The sequence below is a fragment of the Pontibacter sp. T17 genome (genome assembly GCF_057219875.1).
Genome location: NZ_JBXVVW010000002.1, coordinates 934183 through 951695, shown reverse-complemented (window position 1 = coordinate 951695; position 17513 = coordinate 934183). Strand labels below are relative to the sequence as shown.

The 17513-nt window shown below is 61.3% G+C and carries 21 protein-coding genes; 7 read left to right on the top strand and 14 right to left on the bottom strand.

Going from position 1 to position 17513, the window contains the following annotated elements:
• Positions 1–39: 39 nt before the first annotated feature.
• Positions 40–714 (bottom strand): DUF4159 domain-containing protein, encoded by a 675-nt coding sequence (locus tag AC2D8O_RS12125; RefSeq protein WP_484679091.1) that lies wholly within the window; start codon positions 712–714, stop codon positions 40–42.
• 141 nt (positions 715–855) lie between these two features.
• Between AC2D8O_RS12125 and AC2D8O_RS12120 the strand changes: the two genes are divergently transcribed.
• Positions 856–1374 carry a hypothetical protein gene (locus AC2D8O_RS12120; RefSeq protein ID WP_484679090.1) on the top strand — a complete coding sequence of 173 codons (519 nt, stop codon included), beginning with the start codon at positions 856–858 and terminating at the stop codon, positions 1372–1374.
• Positions 1375–1381: 7 nt separating this feature from the next.
• Here the strand turns inward: AC2D8O_RS12120 and AC2D8O_RS12115 are convergent, their stop codons facing one another.
• Complete coding sequence (locus tag AC2D8O_RS12115; RefSeq protein ID WP_484679089.1) at positions 1382–2338, bottom strand: radical SAM protein; 957 nt, start codon at positions 2336–2338, stop codon at positions 1382–1384.
• A 340-nt stretch (positions 2339–2678) separates the two neighbouring features.
• Here AC2D8O_RS12115 and AC2D8O_RS12110 point away from each other — a divergent pair, with 340 nt between their 5' ends.
• Both AC2D8O_RS12110 and AC2D8O_RS12105 read left to right on the top strand, forming a co-directional pair.
• Positions 2679–3062, top strand: coding sequence for a response regulator (locus tag AC2D8O_RS12110; protein WP_484679088.1), 384 nt, complete (start codon positions 2679–2681; stop codon positions 3060–3062).
• Between the two features lie 154 nt (positions 3063–3216).
• The gene (locus AC2D8O_RS12105; RefSeq protein ID WP_484679087.1) at positions 3217–3597 is read left to right on the top strand and encodes a response regulator; all 381 of its coding nucleotides are present in this window, start codon (positions 3217–3219) and stop codon (positions 3595–3597) included.
• Positions 3598–3653: 56 nt separating this feature from the next.
• Here AC2D8O_RS12105 and AC2D8O_RS12100 read toward each other — a convergent pair whose 3' ends face one another.
• From AC2D8O_RS12100 to yidD, 10 genes are all read right to left on the bottom strand, one after another.
• Complete coding sequence (locus tag AC2D8O_RS12100; RefSeq protein ID WP_484679086.1) at positions 3654–4067, bottom strand: DUF6691 family protein; 414 nt, start codon at positions 4065–4067, stop codon at positions 3654–3656.
• An 11-nt stretch (positions 4068–4078) separates the two neighbouring features.
• A complete protein-coding gene (locus AC2D8O_RS12095; protein ID WP_484679085.1) occupies positions 4079–4636 on the bottom strand; it encodes a YeeE/YedE family protein in 558 nt (185 codons plus the stop codon).
• Between the two features lie 26 nt (positions 4637–4662).
• Positions 4663–5502, bottom strand: coding sequence for a universal stress protein (locus AC2D8O_RS12090; RefSeq protein ID WP_484679084.1), 840 nt, complete (start codon positions 5500–5502; stop codon positions 4663–4665).
• A gap of 19 nt (positions 5503–5521) precedes the next feature.
• On the bottom strand, positions 5522–5863 hold the full coding sequence (locus tag AC2D8O_RS12085) for a rhodanese-like domain-containing protein (protein ID WP_484679083.1): 342 nt from the start codon (positions 5861–5863) through the stop codon (positions 5522–5524).
• An 81-nt stretch (positions 5864–5944) separates the two neighbouring features.
• Positions 5945–7378: an MBL fold metallo-hydrolase gene (locus tag AC2D8O_RS12080; RefSeq protein ID WP_484679082.1), complete on the bottom strand. Its 1434-nt coding sequence runs from the start codon at positions 7376–7378 to the stop codon at positions 5945–5947.
• A gap of 89 nt (positions 7379–7467) precedes the next feature.
• On the bottom strand, positions 7468–8274 hold the full coding sequence (locus AC2D8O_RS12075) for a sulfite exporter TauE/SafE family protein (RefSeq protein ID WP_484679081.1): 807 nt from the start codon (positions 8272–8274) through the stop codon (positions 7468–7470).
• A gap of 57 nt (positions 8275–8331) precedes the next feature.
• Positions 8332–8973: a Crp/Fnr family transcriptional regulator gene (locus AC2D8O_RS12070; RefSeq protein ID WP_484679080.1), complete on the bottom strand. Its 642-nt coding sequence runs from the start codon at positions 8971–8973 to the stop codon at positions 8332–8334.
• A complete protein-coding gene (locus AC2D8O_RS12065) occupies positions 8973–10688 on the bottom strand; it encodes a S41 family peptidase (RefSeq protein ID WP_484679079.1) in 1716 nt (571 codons plus the stop codon). The genes AC2D8O_RS12070 and AC2D8O_RS12065 overlap by 1 nt, the downstream gene beginning before the upstream one ends.
• Positions 10689–10747: 59 nt before the next feature.
• The gene (locus AC2D8O_RS12060) at positions 10748–10984 is read right to left on the bottom strand and encodes a hypothetical protein (RefSeq protein ID WP_484679078.1); all 237 of its coding nucleotides are present in this window, start codon (positions 10982–10984) and stop codon (positions 10748–10750) included.
• A 55-nt stretch (positions 10985–11039) separates the two neighbouring features.
• Positions 11040–11306, bottom strand: coding sequence for a membrane protein insertion efficiency factor YidD (gene yidD, locus AC2D8O_RS12055; RefSeq protein ID WP_484679077.1), 267 nt, complete (start codon positions 11304–11306; stop codon positions 11040–11042).
• Between the two features lie 57 nt (positions 11307–11363).
• Here yidD and AC2D8O_RS12050 point away from each other — a divergent pair, with 57 nt between their 5' ends.
• Entirely contained in the window at positions 11364–12146 is a 783-nt protein-coding gene (locus AC2D8O_RS12050) for a C40 family peptidase (protein WP_484679076.1), read from the top strand.
• A gap of 41 nt (positions 12147–12187) precedes the next feature.
• Entirely contained in the window at positions 12188–12688 is a 501-nt protein-coding gene (locus AC2D8O_RS12045) for an HNH endonuclease (RefSeq protein ID WP_484679075.1), read from the top strand.
• A 36-nt stretch (positions 12689–12724) separates the two neighbouring features.
• Here the strand turns inward: AC2D8O_RS12045 and AC2D8O_RS12040 are convergent, their stop codons facing one another.
• Both AC2D8O_RS12040 and AC2D8O_RS12035 read right to left on the bottom strand, forming a co-directional pair.
• Positions 12725–14083 carry a dihydroorotase gene (locus tag AC2D8O_RS12040; RefSeq protein ID WP_484679074.1) on the bottom strand — a complete coding sequence of 453 codons (1359 nt, stop codon included), beginning with the start codon at positions 14081–14083 and terminating at the stop codon, positions 12725–12727.
• A gap of 141 nt (positions 14084–14224) precedes the next feature.
• Positions 14225–14806 carry an adenylate kinase gene (locus AC2D8O_RS12035; protein WP_484679073.1) on the bottom strand — a complete coding sequence of 194 codons (582 nt, stop codon included), beginning with the start codon at positions 14804–14806 and terminating at the stop codon, positions 14225–14227.
• A gap of 95 nt (positions 14807–14901) precedes the next feature.
• Between AC2D8O_RS12035 and tatC the strand changes: the two genes are divergently transcribed.
• Positions 14902–15789 (top strand): twin-arginine translocase subunit TatC, encoded by an 888-nt coding sequence (gene tatC / locus AC2D8O_RS12030; RefSeq protein WP_484679072.1) that lies wholly within the window; start codon positions 14902–14904, stop codon positions 15787–15789.
• Positions 15790–15878: 89 nt separating this feature from the next.
• Complete coding sequence (locus AC2D8O_RS12025; RefSeq protein WP_484679071.1) at positions 15879–17492, top strand: Ppx/GppA phosphatase family protein; 1614 nt, start codon at positions 15879–15881, stop codon at positions 17490–17492.
• The last annotated feature ends 21 nt before the right edge of the window (positions 17493–17513 follow it).

Sequence of the window (17513 nt, the reverse complement as noted above, 5' to 3'; positions counted from 1 at the left end):
TTACGAACCGCAGCGCAAAGCTGGGTTTCTGGAGCTGGCTCAGAGGCCGTTGGCCGAGCGCAGGGCTACGTACAGCAGCAGGTTGGTGCCCATCTGCAGGGCCTGCTGCCGGATGGGCTCGGGGTCGTTGTGTACGGCGGGGTCTTCCCAGCCGTCGCCGAGGTCGGCCTCGTAGGTGAGGTAGCACACCAGGCGTCCTTCGTGGAAAATGCCGAAGCCCTGTGCGGGCAGGCCGTCATGTACGTGTACCTTGGGTATGCCTTTGGGCATGGCATAGTGCACGTTGTAGACGGGGTGGCTCAACGGCACTTCCTCCAGCGAGTATTCGGGGAAAATGCGCTTTAGCTCGCGGCGGATGTACTTCTGCATGCCATAGTTGTCGTCGGCGATGAGCAGGCCGCCCGCCAGCATCCAAGTGCGCAGGTTCTGCACCTCCTGGTCTGTGAAGACGACGTTGCCGTGGCCGGTCATGTACAGCACAGGGTAGAGGAAAAGCTGGCTGCTGCTGGCCTCGACAGATTCGGCCTCAGGACAAATGGCCAAGCGGGTGTTTTCGCGGACGAAGCGGATGAGGTTGGGCAGGGAACTGGGGTTGGCATACCAGTCGCCACCGCCGCCGTACTTCAGCTTGCCCACACGAAAGCTGCAATCGCGCTGGGCACTGGCCGGGAGTGCCAGACAGACAAAGAGGAAGAGCAGCGCAACACGGGCCATGTGTTAAAGATACGCAGCCAGTCAGGCTTTTGGTATGAGGGAAGTGCAGGCCTTCAATTTTATCGGCCACGCAAGATGTAATTAACAGACAAGTTTCCGCCCGCCTTATGCCGCTCGATCCTCAGCCCCTAGCTTGGCTTTATGTCTGTCTCCGAACGTCTCCTCTGGAAATGCCTGCTGGTGTGTCTGGCTGGCGTCAGCGTGCTGGTAGGCTGCCGGATGAGCTTCACCGGACCCACGACCCGCAGCAGCGGACGCGAAGCCCGTGCCGAGCGGCAAAAGGGGAAGCCAGTGGAAGCACTGCCGGCAGGCGTCGAAGACCGCTGCCTGTATGTTCAGGTGGCTGCGGGCAGTAACGACACCCTAAGCAAATGGCTGGGCTTCTATGGTGATGGGCGCGTGGTAGCTTCGCTGGGACACTACGGCGGACCGCTGATGACGCTTAACGACAGCATCGGCTGGTACAATGCTCCTGTAAAAGGGTATGTGTACCGCAAAGGCCGCCGCATGAATCTGCTGATACTGGATGCCCGCTCACAGGAGGGCTATTACTGGCTTGGGGCAACCGTGCAAGGCACACTTCTACTGTTGACACGGGAGGCAGACAGCGGCACCCTGACCGACACCTTCAGGCTGAGCCTGTACCTTATTGGTAACTGACGCAGCTTCACACCCACTTTTCCCAGGCATACTTGAAGGTGCTGGGCAGGGCGCGGAAGAAATAGCGGTTTACCTGCGTGGCAAACGATGGCTGCATGTAGCAGTTGATGGTGCAGCCCTGACACCCCGGCAGGCGGCCCTCCTGCTTCAGCAACTGCTGGGTGTGGGGGTGGTGGTAGACGTCGTAGAGGTGGCCGTCGATGGGCAGGCTCTCCACGCCCAGGTGGTAGCAGGGGACCACGAGTTTGTTTTCCGGGCTGATGACCACGGTGCTGCTGCCAGCCACGCAGACGGGGCTGTGGGTCTGGTTGCCGCCGGCCTCGCGGAGGTCGAGGAAGGCGGTGTTGAGGTATACGCGCTTGCGGCGCGCCCAGCGGCGCAGGGCAGGAAAGTGGTGCTGGCTGAGGTCGGTGCCGACGTCGCCGTAGCGGAACACCGGATTGAGGATAAGGATGAGGTCGTTGGGCCGGGAAATCTCTTCGTACACCTGCCGAATACCGTCTACGCTGTCGTCCGTGAGGGTGTAGAGGATATCGGGCCTTTCGCCGAGGCTGCGGGCCACTTCGATAGAGCGCAGGAGGTGGTCGTAGCAGTCTACGCCGCGTGAGGCATTGTGACGCTCGCGGTCAGGGAAGTCGAGCGAGAAATGCAGCATGTCCACCAGCCCCTTCAGCTTGTCGGCGTATTTGGGATAGAGGAGCGTGTTGGTGGTGACGGTGGTGATGAGGCCTGCGTCCTTGGCCAGGCGCAGCATTTCGGGGAGGTCGCGGTGCAGGAGAGGCTCGCCGCCGGTGAAGTCGATGACGCGGACCTTGAGGCGGAGGAGGTCGCGGAGGTTGTCGCGGAAATGGTCGAGCGTGACATAGGGCGAGGGCTTCTCCCAGATGTCACAGAAGGAGCACTTCGCGTTGCAGCGGTACGTGAGATAGTAGTTACAGAGAACCGGATGGCCGAACAGCCGCATGGGGGCAAGTTACGAAGGGCAGGGATAGGAGTGAGAGTGGGTATGTTTCGGACTATATCGAAATGCGTCATTTCGAAGGTTGGCGGAGCCTTCCTGAGAAATCTACTTTTGGGCTGCCGAAGGCAGACCTGTGTACTGAGAAGGCTGCAAGCCGCCTGAAGGTAGATTTCTCGCTGGCGCTCGAAATGACGTATCGGGAGACAGGGCGTCCGTAACCCACTGCGGTGTTGGTCAGCACTTTGTGGCGGTTGGTCTATGAAAAGAAGAGATTGGACGCCTTCCTTTTTCCAGAAAGCGAATAGCTCTTAGGTTTGCCGTACCTGAAGCATTTCCCTCCCTTATGTTTGGCAAACCTACCGTCCTTCTCATCGAAGACGACGCACTCACTGCGCGCGTAGTGCGCAAGTTTCTGCCGGCCGAGACTGTAGAACTCGTGACGGCAACCGACGGCGAAACCGGCCTGAAACTGGCCAAAGCCCAGACCCCTCATCTCATCATCTGTGACATGCACCTGCCTGGTATGAGTGGGCAGGAGGTGCTGACGCAGCTGGTGAAGAAGGCCAAAACCAAGAACATCCCCGTGCTGTTCGTGACTGGCGACCGCGACCGCGAACTGCTGCGCGAGGTGCACGAACTGCCGCAGCAACTGCTCTTTATCTCCAAGCCCTTTACGGAAGACGAACTACGCGATGCCGTGGAAGAGCTGTTGGGGCCGGTGTTCTGACGTCGTTGTTCCCACAGGCATATAGCCATTGCTGGCCCCGTCAGGCGCATTTGCAGTAGGCCCCGCAGGGCCGTCAAGAGGTTTTTGGGTCCAGGGCAGCTTTTTGCAACCTGTGCTGATCCGGCCCGCGTAGGTAAGGTAAATGCCTGACACCATGGATCCTGTTCCGCTAGTCCTCCTTGTGAACGACGACCCGCTTGTTACCCGAATGATAGAAGCCCTGCTGCCGCCCCGGAGCATCCGCCTGCTGGTGGCGCTGGACGGAAAGAGCGGCCTGCACCTGGCCCGGCAGCACCAGCCGCATCTGGTAATCTGCAGTCGGCAGGTGGGGAATCTGCGAGGCGAGGCTTTTGAGCGGCAACTGCACGGCCACCCCGATACGGCCGACATTCCGCTGCTGTACACCACCAGCGAGGACGACCTGGACCTGCTGCGGGATGTCTATGCCCTGTGCCAGCAGATGAAACACAGCAACAGGTGTACTCGCCAGCAACTGCGCGACGCCGTAGGCGAGTTGCAGGGCCTGCTGCAATAAAAAACCCCACGCCAACGAGGCCGTGGGGTACTCTCACACTCACTTACTCATGATTGTCAGTGGGGCAGGCGGTGCTGCACCAGGCCATAGACCCAGGTGCCCGCAAAGGCACTGCCAATCACCAGTAGCATAGTCCAGACGCCCTGGCCGAGGTTCACGAACATGGGGCCGGGACAGGCGCCGGTAAGGGCCCAGCCGAGGCCAAATACCGTGCCGCCGAGCAGGTAGCGCCAGATGGCTTTCTCTTTGGGCGGCAGGACGATGGGGTTGCCGCCGATGTCGCGCAGGCCCAGCCGTTTGATGAGGAACACGCCCAGCGCGCCCAGCACCACGGCCACGCCAATGATGCCGTACATGTGGAAGGCCTGGAAGCGGAACATCTCCTGAATGCGATACCAGGAGAAGGCTTCGCTTTTCGCCATGACAATGCCGAATACCACGCCGGCCAGCAGAAACTTGAGGTATTTCATGGGGTGGGGTGTCAGAACAGGATGGGGTAGATGAGATGGGTCATTACAAGGCCGCCGATGAAGAAGCCCACAACCGCAATGAGCGACGGCAGCTGGAGGCTGGACAGGCCCGTGATGGCGTGGCCCGAGGTGCAGCCACCCGCCCAGCGCGAGCCGAAGCCCACCAGAAAGCCGCCTACTACCAGCAGCAGAATGCCTTTCAGCGAGCCCAGCACGCCGAGGCCATAGAGTTCGTCGGGCTGGGCGCCTGTGGGGGCGGCAAAGCCCAACTGGGCCAGATCCTGCACGGTGGCATCGGCAATGGCGATTGGCTGGCCATTGCTGAGCCAGAGCGCCGACAGCGCCCCACCAATCACCGCACCGATCAGGAACACCAGGTTCCAGAGCTGGCCGCGCCAGTTGAACTGGAAGAAGGGGGCAGTGCGGCCCGCGCCACACATGGCGCAGAGCGTGCGGAAATTGGACGAGAAGCCAAAGGTTTTGCCAAAAAACAGCAGCGCCATCAGCAGGGCTGCAATCATCGCGCCCGACACGTACCACGGCCAGGGCGCACGGAGGAGTTCCAGCATGTTGGGTCTAGTATGGGAAGGAGGAGTTACTGCAAATGAAACGTCAGGAGGGGCTTGAACAGATGGTTCACAAGCTTTTCAGCTACGGTTTCCTTAAGCAGGCCCGAAAGTCCTTTGCGGGGGTGCAGACCAATGGCTACGAGGTCCACTTCCTGCATCTGCACGAAGTGGGTAACGCCGTGCTCAAGGTCGTGGTCGGAGAGGACGTGCAACTGGGTATTCTTCAGGCCGTTGTCCAGCACAAACAGCTCCATGCGCACACGTGCGGCCTCTACATCGCCAGGGATGGGTTTGGGTACCACGCAGAGCAGGTGCAGGGTGGCGTCGAACGCCTGTTGCAGGGTCTTGAGCACGTGCAGGTTGCGCGGGTGCTCGTCGTTGAAGGTGCCAGCCAGCAGCAGGTTGCGGATCTTCAGCTCGCTGCGGTCGCACATGAGCGAGAGCACGGGTACGGGGCACAGGCGCGCCACATGCTGGGTTTCGCTGCCCGACAGCTTTTCCTGCAACCCGAACGAGCCTTTGGTGCCCATGAGCACGAGGTCGAACTGGTGCTCGGTGGCGTACGACACGATAGCGTCGGTGAGGGCGCCGCGGGTCAGGTGCACCTGGGCTTCGGGGTGCTGCTGGGCCAGGAGTTGCAGGCGGTTTTCGGCAGCGGTTTTCAGCCGAGTGTAGATGGCAGGGTCCCATTCACCGTCGCGAATGAGCTCGCCATCGGGTGTGAAGCTGGCCGCCGCCGGTACCTGCAACACGTGCAGGAAATGGGGTTCGATGGGCAGCTTCTCGGCCAGCTTCTCCGCCAGTATCCAGGCGTAGTCCGACTGGACGGAGAAGTCGGTCGGGAGGAGGATGCGCAGGGGCTTCATGGGTAGTGTTTTGGGGAAATCAGCGGGGCCAGGCACCGATGCCGCCCACGAGGTTGAAGGCCTTGAAGCCGAGGTTCTGCATCATGCCCACGGCCTGTCCACTGCGGTTGCCACTGCGGCAGTAGACGAAGTAGGTGGCGTTGCGGTCGAGCTTCTGGATGCGCTCGGCAAAGTCGGCGCGCATGATGTCGATGTTTTTGGCACCGGGCAGGGCGCCCTGTGCTACCTCACCAGCGGTGCGTACGTCCAGCAGCACGGCGTTGGGCGTGGCTTTGAACTGGGCCTTGAAGTCGGCGCCATTGAGGTCGTAGGCCTTGGGCTGGCCAAAAAGCAGGTTGAACATGGCTCGGAAGAATGACATGATCGGATGAAAAGAGGGGGCCGCCAGCAGCGTTCAGGCATCCAGGGAAGTTGCCCCGGCAGCCCCCGTAAGGTTGTTGGCTTAGAGCAGGGTGGTAGGGCAGACGTAGTCGGTTACCTCAAAGAGGCCGGATTCCTTCAGTGCCTTGAAGCCCCCGCGTACGTCGATGAGGTTGTCGTAGCCGCGTGCCCGCAGGATGGACACGAAGATCATGGAGCGGTAGCCGCCCGCGCAGTGGATGTAAACCGGCTGGCTGGGGTCCAGCTTGGCCATGCTGTCGTTGATGAAATCGAGCGGGGCGTTGGCGGCGTCTATCAGATGTTCGGAGAGGTATTCGCTCTGCTTGCGCACGTCTACGATCTTCAGGGCGGGCTGGCTGTTCTTCAGGCGTGCCAGCTCGGTGGCGCCCACACGCTGAATGGTGTCTACTTCACGGCCGGCCAGCTTCCAGGTTCTGAAGCCGCCTTCCAGATAGCCGAGGGTGTTGTCGTAGCCTACACGGGCCAGGCGTGTGACCACCTCTTCCTCGCGGCCGGGCTCGGTGACCAGCAGAATAGGCTGCTGCACATCGGGGATGAGGGCGCCCACCCAGGGGGCGAAGTTGCCGTCGATACCGATGTTGATGCTGTTGGGGATAAAGCCCTGCGCAAAGGTCTCGGCGTCGCGGGTGTCGAGGATGAGGGCGCTGGTTTCGTTGGCGGCGGCTTCGAAGGCCTGTGGCGACAGCGCCTGGGTGCCACGCTTGAGCACGTCGTTGATGCTGTCGTAGCCCTCTTTGTTCATGCGCACGTTCTGTGGGAAGTAGACGGGCGGTGGCATAAGGCCAGTGGTTACCTCGCGGACAAACTCCTCGCGGGACATGTCGGCACGGAGGGCGTAGTTGGTGGCCTTCTGGTTGCCGATGGTGTCGGAGGTTTCCTTGCTCATGTTCTTGCCACAGGCCGAGCCAGCGCCGTGGGCCGGGTAGACGATGACGTCATCGGCCAGGGGCATCAGCTTGGTGCGCAGGGAGGTGTACAGGTGGCCTGCGAGGTCTTCCATCGTCAGGTCCGACTTCTGTGCCAGGTCGGGGCGGCCTACATCGCCGATGAAGAGGGTGTCGCCGGTGAAGACGGCGATGTCGCGGCCGGTTTCATCCTGCAGCAGATAGCAGGTAGACTCCATCGTGTGGCCGGGTGTGTGCAACACTTTCAGCTTGAGGCTGCCGACGGTGAGGATTTCGCCATCGGTGGCAATGTGGGCGTCGAAAGTAGGGCGGGCGTTGGGGCCGAAAACGATGGCGGCACCGCTGGCCTTGGCGAGGTCCAGGTGACCGGAGACGAAGTCGGCGTGGAAGTGGGTTTCCAGCACATACTTGATGCGGGCGCCAGACTGTGCAGCGCGCTCCAGGTAGGGCGTTACCTCGCGGAGCGGGTCAATGACGACGGCCTCGCCGTTTGACTCGATGTAGTAGGCGCCCTGTGCCAGGCAGCCGGTGTAAATCTGTTCGATGCGGGGAGCGGTGAGGGTGCTCATGGTATGGGGTGCTGAGGGGTGATTCGTTAGGTATGATGCAAAGGTGGGGCAGGGCCAGGGGCTGTTTCAGTAACCTGTGTTACACAGCCTCATTTCAGGAAAATTTCTTTCAGGAAAATGAAAAGGCCCATGACCAGCACAAACCAGCCGAAGCCTTTTTTGAGGCGGTTGCCGTCGATGTGTGCCGCCAGGAAGTTGCCCAGCAGCATGCCTGCGAGAGCAGCAATGATGATGCCCGTGAGGAGTGGTGCGTCGAGCGGGGTGCGGCCGAGGTCGGCAAGGAAACCCAGCAGGGAGTTGACGGCGATGATGAGCAGGGAGGTGCCCACGGCCTGTTTCATGGGCAGGCGGGCAAACAGCACCAGCGCCGGAATGATGAGAAAGCCGCCACCAGCGCCTACAAAGCCCGTGACCACGCCCACCACAGCCCCCCGCAGAGCCATCTGCACCAGGGGGTTGGCGGTGGCGGTGTCAGACGCCGGGGCAGGCGGGGCACCCCACAGCATTTTTACGGCTGACAGCACCATGAGAGCGGCAAAGGCCAGCAGCGTGAACAGGCTTTTGGTGAGGGTGAAGCCGCCGAGGGTGAAGAGGTCGTCGGGGATGGCCGGCATGACGAAACGACGCATGAGCAGCACCACCAGCAGCGAGGCTGCACCGAAGGTGAGGGCCGTGCGGATGTCTACCTCGCCGCGGCGGTATTTGAGCGCAGCGCCTGCCAGACTGGTGCTGCCCACCACCAGCAACGACCACGAGGTAGCCACCAAGGGGGCCACGCCAAAACCATAGACCAGCAGTGGAACCGTGAGGATGGAGCCGCCGCCGCCAATCAGGCCCAGCGAGATGCCGATGAGCAGAGCTGCCAGATAGCCTGCAACTGTAACGAGGAGTGTCATGTACGCGGATGTTTCCGCAAACGTACACCCCCAAATTCGCGCACTCTGTAACCGGAGTTACAGAAGCTCTATTTGGTTGCGGTGGAGGCGCACCCGGCCGTCGTGTTCCATCTGCTTCAGCAGGCGGGAGATGACGACCCGTGAAGAGTTTAGATCGGTGGCAATCTGCTCGTGGGTGGTGTTGAGCAGACGCGTTCCGAGGGCTTCTGTCTGTCGCTGGAGGTAAAACTCCAGGCGCTCGTCCATGCTGCGGAAGGCCACGTGGTCTACCAGCAGCAGCAGTTCTTCCAGGCGCTCGCGGTAGTTTTCCAGCACAAACTGGTACCATTGGCGGTGGGAGAGCATGAGGCTGTCGAGCAACTCGATGGGCAGCATGAGCACGCGTGTAGGCTCGTCGGCCACGGCTTTCACCTCGCTGGTCTGGCTCTGAAGGGTGCAGAGCATGGAGAGGGCGCAGGCCTTGCCGGGCTCCAGGAAGTAGAGGAAGAAGGCATCGCCCTCGCCGCCATCGCGGTAGAGCTTCAGACGGCCGTCGAGCACGATGAGCGACGACCGGAAATACTGCCCCGTGCGGACAATGGTGTCGCCGGTGGCGAATTCCTTCACCACGCCTTTGCGGGCCATTTCGTCGCGCAGGTCCTGCGGAAACTGCGGGAAGAGCAGGCGCAGGCGCTCGGCCAGTTCGGTGTTGTCGGGCATTACTTCTTGGGCGACAGCAGGGCGCGGTATTCGGTGGGGGTGTTGAGCACGCGGATGGCGGCCTGAACGTCGGGGTCTACGTCGAGGGAGCTCTGGCGCATGCCTTTGCGGTAGTGGTAGCGCAGGACGATTTCGCGGCGCAGCTGCTCGGTCAGTTCGGGGCGGTAGGTCTGCACGCCTTTCAGGGCGGCGGCTTTCAGTTTGTTTTCCAGCTGGGCTACGTCGGCGGCCAGTTCGGTGCCCCAGGTTTCAGCAGCGAGCGCGGTTTTCAGGGCGGCCAGTTCTTTGCTGCCGCTGGGGGTGATTTCGGCGGCACGCTTCTGCACATAAGCGGCAAAGTCGGCATAGAGGGCGTCGTCTACGCGGAAGGCGGCGGCATCGGGTGCGGTGGGGTGTGTGGCTACCCACTGCGTCACGAAGTCGAAGAGGATGTGCCGGCTGAGCAGCGCGCGAGTGAAGGGGTGCAGGGCCAGGCCCTCGGTGGGCAGGTCGGGCTCAATGCCGCCGCCGTCTTTCACGGGGCGGCCCCGGCGTGTTTTGAAGGTGCGCTGCTGGGTTTCGGTTTTGCGCACCAGCCCGCCTTCGGCATCCTGGTGGGTGTAGTCAATGGCCTGAATGCAGCGGCCGCTGGGGGTGTAGTAGCGGGCGGTGGTGATTTTGATCTGGCTGTTGTAGCTGAGGGGGCGGGTGGTCTGCACGAGGCCCTTGCCGTAGGTGCGGCGGCCGATGACAACGCCGCGGTCATAATCCTGCACCACGCCCGACACGATTTCGCTGGCCGAGGCGCTGTTGGAGTCTACCAGCACGGCCAGGGGTGTTTCGGTGTCGAAGGGGGTACGCTCGGCGGTGTAGGTGGCGGTGTTGCCCTCCATGCGGCCACGGGTTTCTACAATGCGCTCGCCAGTGGGAATGAAGAGGTTGCTGAGGGCCAGGGCTTCCATGAGCAGGCCGCCGGGGTTGCCGCGCAGGTCGAGAATGTAGCCCTTGAGCTGGGGGTTCTGCTTTCGCAGGTCTTCCAGCGCCTTCTGGATTTCGGCGGTGGCGTTGCGGTAGAAGCCGTTGGGGAAGGAGACGTAGGCGATGTCGCGGTTGGGGCCGGTGAGGGTGTAGAAGTCGATGTTGGCGGCGTTGCGGTCGGCGCGCTCGAGCTTCACTTCCAGCGGCTGTGGGGTGCCCGCACGGCGCACTTTCAGCGTGGCGATGGAGCGGACTTCGCCTGCCAGCAGGCCCTCGATCCGCTGGGCAGTGCCGGGCTTTTCCTCTATCTTCTCGCGGTCTATCTGGAGAATCTGGTCGCCAGCCTTGAGACCTGCTTTGTCTGCCGGGCCGCCTTCAAAGACCTCGGTGATGATGACCTTGCCGTCGAGCAGACGGAAGTCAAGACCGGGGTTGCCGCGCTCATCGGCGTTGAGAAAGCGATACTGCTCGATCTGGCTGGCGGAGTAGAAGTCGGTGTAGGGGTCCAGGGTCTTGAGCATGGCGTCGAAGCCATAGCGCGAGAACTGGTTGATCTCTACTTCGTCGACATAGCTCTGCTGCACCTCGCGCATGATGCGGCCGAAAATGTCGATGTTCTTCGACACCTCGAAATAGCTGTCGCTGGGGGTGGGACGGCTGTCGCGCCAGGCTGTGCCCAGCATGAAAGCGGCACAGAGCAGGAGGAGGAACAGCGCCGGGCGTGTAAACCGCTGAGGCAGGAACCGTACAGGCTTCATAGTCGGGTGAATATACAACAACCCAACGCGCCAGCCTTGCCCGGATTGTATGCGGAATGTTAAGCGACGGGCTCGTGTGTCAGCGTGCGGACGATGATCCGGCGGCTCCAGCTGCCCATCCTGTGCTGGCCTTTCAGCATGTAACTACCCGCCTTGAGGCCGGGAATGTGGAGCACAGTGTTGGGTTCACCGGCCTTGATGGTTGTAGTGGCGACGACGTTGTTATGGCCGTCAACCAGTTGAATATCAATGTCCAGGCTTTCGGGGCCCATGCGGTCTACCAGCAGCATTTCCATGCCGGTAACTTTGCACAGGCAGCGGGAATCTATGTTGTAGGGTTCCGACGACTTTTCAGGGCACAGGATCGTAGCCGTGGCCGCCCCAGGGGTGGCAGCGGGCGATGCGTTTTGCGGCCAGCCAACTGCCTTTCAACGGGCCATGTTTGCGCAGGGCTTCAATGGCATATTGTGAGCAGGTGGGGTGATAGCGGCAGCTGTTTGGCAGGTGGGGCGACAGAATAAGCTGATAGCCCCGGATGAGCAGTGTGAACAGCCCGATGAGGGCCCGAGCGGGCAGCGAGGGCCGTGCGTCTGGCGCTGGGGATGGGGCTTGCTGCATGTGTTAAGGGTAACGGCAAAAGCGGCTGACAATTGCGCCGGGTGTAACTTGTGCTGCATGAACGAGCCGCTGTGGATGTGTGTTGAGGCGGTGGCCCCGCTGCGCGTGGAGCCCACTCATAAAGCTGAACTGGGCAGCCAACTGCTGTTAGGCGAGCTGGGCCATGTGCTGGAAACCACCGAGGACGGCGAATATGTGCGCTGGCGAGGCCTGGCCGATGGCTATGAAGGATGGACGCGCGTTACGGGGCTGGTACGGGCCGATCCAGCTCTGGCGCAGGCACCGCCACGGATGCTGGCGCCGCTGCTCAATGTGGGCCGGCTCAGTAACTCAGGCGAGCGTGTTACGCTGTTCCGGGGCAGCCGCTTCTATAGCGAGGAAGGCAGCACGGTGGCGCTGGCCGAGGGGCGCGAACTGGTGGTGCCCAGTCTGTTAAGTTTTCGGTCAGAGGCAGGAGCGGCAGATGCCGTGAAGCTGGCCATGGAATACCTGAACACGCCCTACCTGTGGGGTGGCAAAACGGTGGCCGGCATCGACTGCTCGGGCCTGACGCAGGTGTGTCTGGCCCTGTGCGGGGTGGCGTTGCAGCGCGATGCCTGGCAGCAGGCATTACAGGGCACAGAAGTGCCTGTGGGCGAGCAGAGAGCCGGTGACCTGGCGTTCTTTGCCAACGCCAGCGGGCGGGTGACGCACGTGGGCATTCTTACCGCACCCGACCGGATTGTGCACGCGGCAGGCAGTGGCCACACCCGCCACGACCTGTTTACAAGTGAAGGCATTGTTAACCAACATAGTGGCGTGTTAACCCACCAACTATCGGGGATAAAACGACACTTTTAATTGTGGTGCAGCGGTTGTAGATTAGACAAACCGTTAGCACCGTGAAAAACAGGGTATTAGTACTGAATCAGGACTATCAGGCCATCAGTGTCTGTTCGCCCGAGCGTGCGTTCGTTCTGGTGTATCTGCGGAAGGCCGAAATGCTGGCCGACCGCAAAGACCGCAACATGCGGTCGGTTGCGGCCAGTCACCGCTTCCCCAGCATCATCCGGCTTTACAGCTATGTGCGTGTGCCCTACCGCAAGGTGTCGCTCAGCCGCACGAACATCTTCCGCCGCGATGGCTACAAGTGTGTGTACTGTGGCGAAACCCACAACCTGACCATTGACCACGTGGTGCCGCGCTCGCGTGGCGGAAAGGACACCTGGGAGAACCTCGTGACAGCCTGCCAGCGCTGCAACACCGATAAGGGCAACCGGACCCCTGACCAGGCCAACATGACGCTGTCGAAGCGGCCCTATCGCCCCAGCTATATTCTCTTCCTGAGCGACTTCAACGGTCGTGTGCAGGACGAGTGGCGCCCCTATCTGATGATGGGGTAACAGCACCCGGATGGGTGAAGTTTGCGGGGAAAGCCCCTATTGACGGGGTGTGAAGCGCAGTTCCTGGCCCACAGGCGTAGGCAGTAGTTTGCCCTCGCTCCACCCCAGGTGGCCGTTGACTAAGGTGTGCACTACGGTGCCGCTGAAGGTATGGCCCTCGAAGGGGCTCCAGCCGCACTTGTAGAGCAGGCTTTCGCGGGTGACGGTGTGGGGCAGTGCGGGGTCGAACAGGACGAGGTCGGCGTGGTAGCCTTCGCGCAGATAGCCGCGCTCCACTACGCCAAAGCGGTCGGCCACGGCGTGGCAGGCTTTTTCAACCAGCAGTTCCACGGTCAGGCGGCCGGCTTTCACGCAGTCCATGAGGGCCTGCAATGTGTGCTGCACCAGCGGCCCGCCACTGGGTGCGTCGAAGTAAGGCTTGGCTTTTTCCTCGATGGTGTGAGGCGCGTGGTCGGTAGCCAGCACGTCGATGCGGCCGTCGCGGAGGGCCTGCCAGATGGCGTCGCGGTCGGCGGCGGTTTTCACGGCCGGGTTCCACTTGATGCGGTTGCCCAGGCGGTCGTAGTCTTCGTCGGAGAACCAGAGGTGATGGGTACAGGCTTCGGCGGTAATCTTCTTGCCTTTGAGGGGCCCAGGCTGGAAGAGCTCGAGTTCGCGGGCGGTGCTGATGTGCAGAATGTGGAGCTGGCTGCCGAAGTGTTTGGCCAGGGCTACGGCTTTGCTGGACGAGAGATAGCAGGCTTCGGCGTTGCGGATTTCGGGGTGCACGCGAGCTGGGGCGTCGGCGCCATAGCGTTCGCGGTAGGCGGCGGTGTTGGCGCGGACGGTGGGCTCGTCTTCACAGTGCGTGGCGATGAGAATGCCGGTTTCGCCCGAAAGCTGGAAGATGCCTTCGAGGGCGGCAGGGTTGTCTACGAGCAGGTCGCCAGTAGAGCTGCCCATGAAGATTTTGATGCCGGGCACGCGGGTGGGGTCGGTGCGGCGCAGTTCGTCGAGGTTGTGGTTGCCAGCGCCGATGTAGAAGGCATAGTTGGCGGCGCTGCTCTCGGCGGCGTAGCGGTATTTGTCGGCCAGCAGGTCCTGTGTAGTGGCGGGGGGCACTGTATTGGGCATCTCCATGTAGGAGGTGATGCCCCCGGCTACGGCAGCGCGGCTTTCGGTGAAGAGGTCGCCTTTGTGGGTGAGGCCGGGCTGGCGGAAGTGTACCTGGTCGTCGATGAGGCCGGGCAGCAGCAGGAGCCTGCCGCGGCCCTCGATGACGTAATCGGCGGCGGCGGTGATGCCGGAGGCCATGCGGTCGATGCGGCCGTGACGGATGAGGACGTCGGTCTCGAAGGTGCGCCCTTCGTTGACGGCCAATACATTACGAAGCAGATAGGTGGGCTGGGCAGACATGGAGGGGGCAGGGAAGATAGAGGCTGCAAGATGCGGGTTTCCCTGCCTGTGGTGCAACCCTGCTGTGTGCCCGAGAGGGGCATAAGCAGAAAAAGCCGCCTGCGGGATGGCAGGCGGCTGTAGGGTGTGCCAGCGGCGCACTCAGGCTTTGGCCATGGCGGTGTCGATGGCCGCTTCGATGTGCTGGCTGATCTCGTCGATGGGGCCGATGCCAGGCACCGAGTAGAACTTGCCCTGCCCGCGGTAGTAGTCGGCTACGGGGAGGGTTTTGGCCATGTACTCATTGAAGCGCTTGCGGATGGTTTCCTCGGTGTCGTCGGAACGGCCGAGCTCGGCCCCGCGCTTCAGGAGGCGGTTTACCAGTTCCTGCTCTTCCACTTCAAGGGCTACCATGCAGGTGATGGCGAGGGCGTTCTCGGCCAGCATGTGGTCCAGCGCTTCGGCTTGGGCTACGGTGCGCGGAAAGCCGTCGAAGACGAAGCCGGCAGCCTGGCGGTTGGCCAGAATTTTATTCTGTATCATACCGATAACGACGGCATCGGGCACGAGTTTTCCCTCGTCGATGAGCGTCTTGGCCTGGGTTCCCAGTTCGGTCCCGGCAGCGATTTCGGCGCGGAGCATGTCGCCCGTGGAGAGGTGCACCAGGCCGTAGCGCTCAAGCAGGCGGGCCGATTGGGTGCCCTTCCCCGCGCCGGGCGGGCCGAAGAGGACGATGTTACGCATTGCGCAAATATACGGTTGTCCCGTTCCCGCAAGCCAAAATGTTGTTGCGCCATCTGTTTGGTGTTGAGTGCGGAAGAACGATAACTTTGCGGCCCATGGCACTGTTCGCCAAGCCCACCCCCAATCCGGACAAGAAGATGTCGTTCCTCGGGCACCTCGAGGAGTTCCGCTGGCATATTATCCGGGTAGCCGCAGCCCTGCTGGTCATGATGATTGTCATCTTCGTGAACCTGCAGTGGGTGATGCAGTATGTGGTGCTGGGCCCTCTCCAGCCCGATTTTGTTACCAACCAGGCACTGTGCCGCATCGACCCAGCCCTGTGCGATACCAAGCCACTGCAAGTGACGCTCCAGGCCACTGACCCCAGCGAGCAGTTCACTAAAGCGCTTCTGGTAGCGTTCATCGGTGCGGTAGTGGTGGTGTTCCCCTATGCCATGTGGGAGCTGTGGCGGTTTATCAAGCCGGGCCTGCGCAAGCGCGAAATTCAGGCTACCCAGGGTGTGGTAGCGATTGTCAGTCTGCTGTTTTTTCTCGGGGTACTGTTCAGCTACTTCGTTATTGCCCCAGCTACGCTGCGGTTTTTTGCCACGTTTCAGCTGGCACCACAGGTAGAGAACATCTGGCGTATCGGCGAGGTGATTTCGCTGATTGTGCAGATATCGCTGGCGGGCGGGCTGCTGTTCGAAATGCCGGTGCTGATCTGGGTGCTGAGCAAGCTAGGCATTGTTACACCTGCCCTTATGCGGCACTATCGCCGCCATGCGGTGGTGGTGATTCTTATTCTGGCGGGTATTCTGACGCCTGACCCCTCGATGATGTCACAGTTGCTGCTGGCGGTGCCGATGCTGCTGCTCTATGAAATCAGCATTTTGGTGAGCTGGCGCGAGGAACAGAAGCGCCTGAAGAAAATAGCACTGCAACAGGCCGAGTGGGCGCGGCGCGATGCCGAAGAGGTGCCGCCAACCGACGATCCTGCTGCCTGACCCACGACAGGCTGACAGTTGAAAACTTGCAGGCTGGAACCTGACTATCCACAGGGAATGTTCGGGCCGGGGTTCTACCTTTGTTGCCGATGCCAGCCGACTTTGCGCCTCCGACACAACCCGCCTCTTACCAGGCGGCCCCCGCCAATGAGTCGATTGCAATCATCGACCTGGGAACCAATACGTTCCACCTGCTGATTGTAGAACTGACCGATTCGGACGACTACGTCATCCGGGAGAAGTTCAAAGAGATGGTGAAACTGGGCGAGGGCGGCATCAATTCGGGTGTAATCGCACCGGTAGCTTTTGAGCGGGGCATTGCGGCACTTCAGCGGTTTCGTAAGCTGATAGACTCACGCCATGTGACCAAGACGCTGGCCTGCGCCACCAGTGCCATCCGCAGCGCCAGCAACGGCAAAGACTTTGTGGAGCGCGCTAAAGCCGAAGCCGGTATCGACATCAAGGTGATCAACGGCAACGAAGAGGCGCTGTTCATCTACAAGGGAGTGCGTCGTGGGGTGCAGTTTCCCTACGACGAAGACGTCCTGCTGGTAGACATCGGCGGCGGCTCGGTGGAATTCATCGTGGGCAACCACCAGCAGGCCAAGCTGCTGAGGAGCCTGCGTCTGGGGGCGGCTCGTCTGCTGGAGCAGGTGAACCCCGCCGACCCTATCACCCCGAAGCAGATAGAACAGGTGCGCACGCTCATTGCGATACAGGCCGAGGAGCTGATGCAGGAGATAGCCGACTTTGGCGTGAAGCGCATCATTGGCAGTTCTGGCTCTTTTGAAACGCTGGCGGCCATTATTGCCCACGACAACCAGGACCTGCTGAGTGCCGAGAACCCCAACGGCTATAAGTGGGACCGGAAGAAGTTTCGGAAAGTGCTGCGGCGTATCCTGACCCTTCCCCGCCCCGAGCGCCTCAACATTCCAGGCATGGACCCCGCCCGTGTGGATCTCTTGCTGATGGGTGCCATACTGGTAGACTGGGTGCTGGAACGGCTGGATATCGAATACATCACAACCTCTTCCTATGCGCTGAAAGAGGGTATTCTGGCCGACTATCTGGAAACGCAGCGCGACCGGCTGCACGACCATCGCGAGAAGTCGATACGGATGCAGGGGGTGAAGCAGTTGGCCGAACGCTTCAATTATGATCAGGGGCATGCCAGCATTACCGCCCGGCTGAGCCTACAGCTGTTTGACGCCCTGAAGGAGTTTCATGCCTATGGTGAAGAAGAGCGCGAGCTGCTGGAATACGGGGCGCTGCTACACGACATCGGTCACTACATCAACCGCAGTGGACACCATAAGCATGGCCAGTACATTGTGCTGAACAGTGGGCTGCGGGGCTTCAGCAGCAACGAACTGCTGCTGATATCCAACATCGTGCGCTATCATCGTAAAAGCCTGCCCACCCGTGAGCACTTTCATTACCAGATGCTGTATAAGGAGCACAAGGACGTGGTGCGCCGTCTGGCGGGGATGCTTCGGATAGCCGACAGTCTGGACCGTGGCCACCGGGGGCTGGCCAAAGAGTTGCGTGTGAAAGTGAAAGGCAGTGGCATGTTTCCCTCCCTGCTGATAGAAGTGGTAGCACCACAGGAGATAGACATAGAGGTGGAAGCCGCGCTGAGCAATCTGGAGCTTTTCGAAGAGTCGTTTGGCCTGGCGGTGGAAATCAAGGCTGTGAAAGGCTGAAGGCGTTGCCGCGTTTGTGCC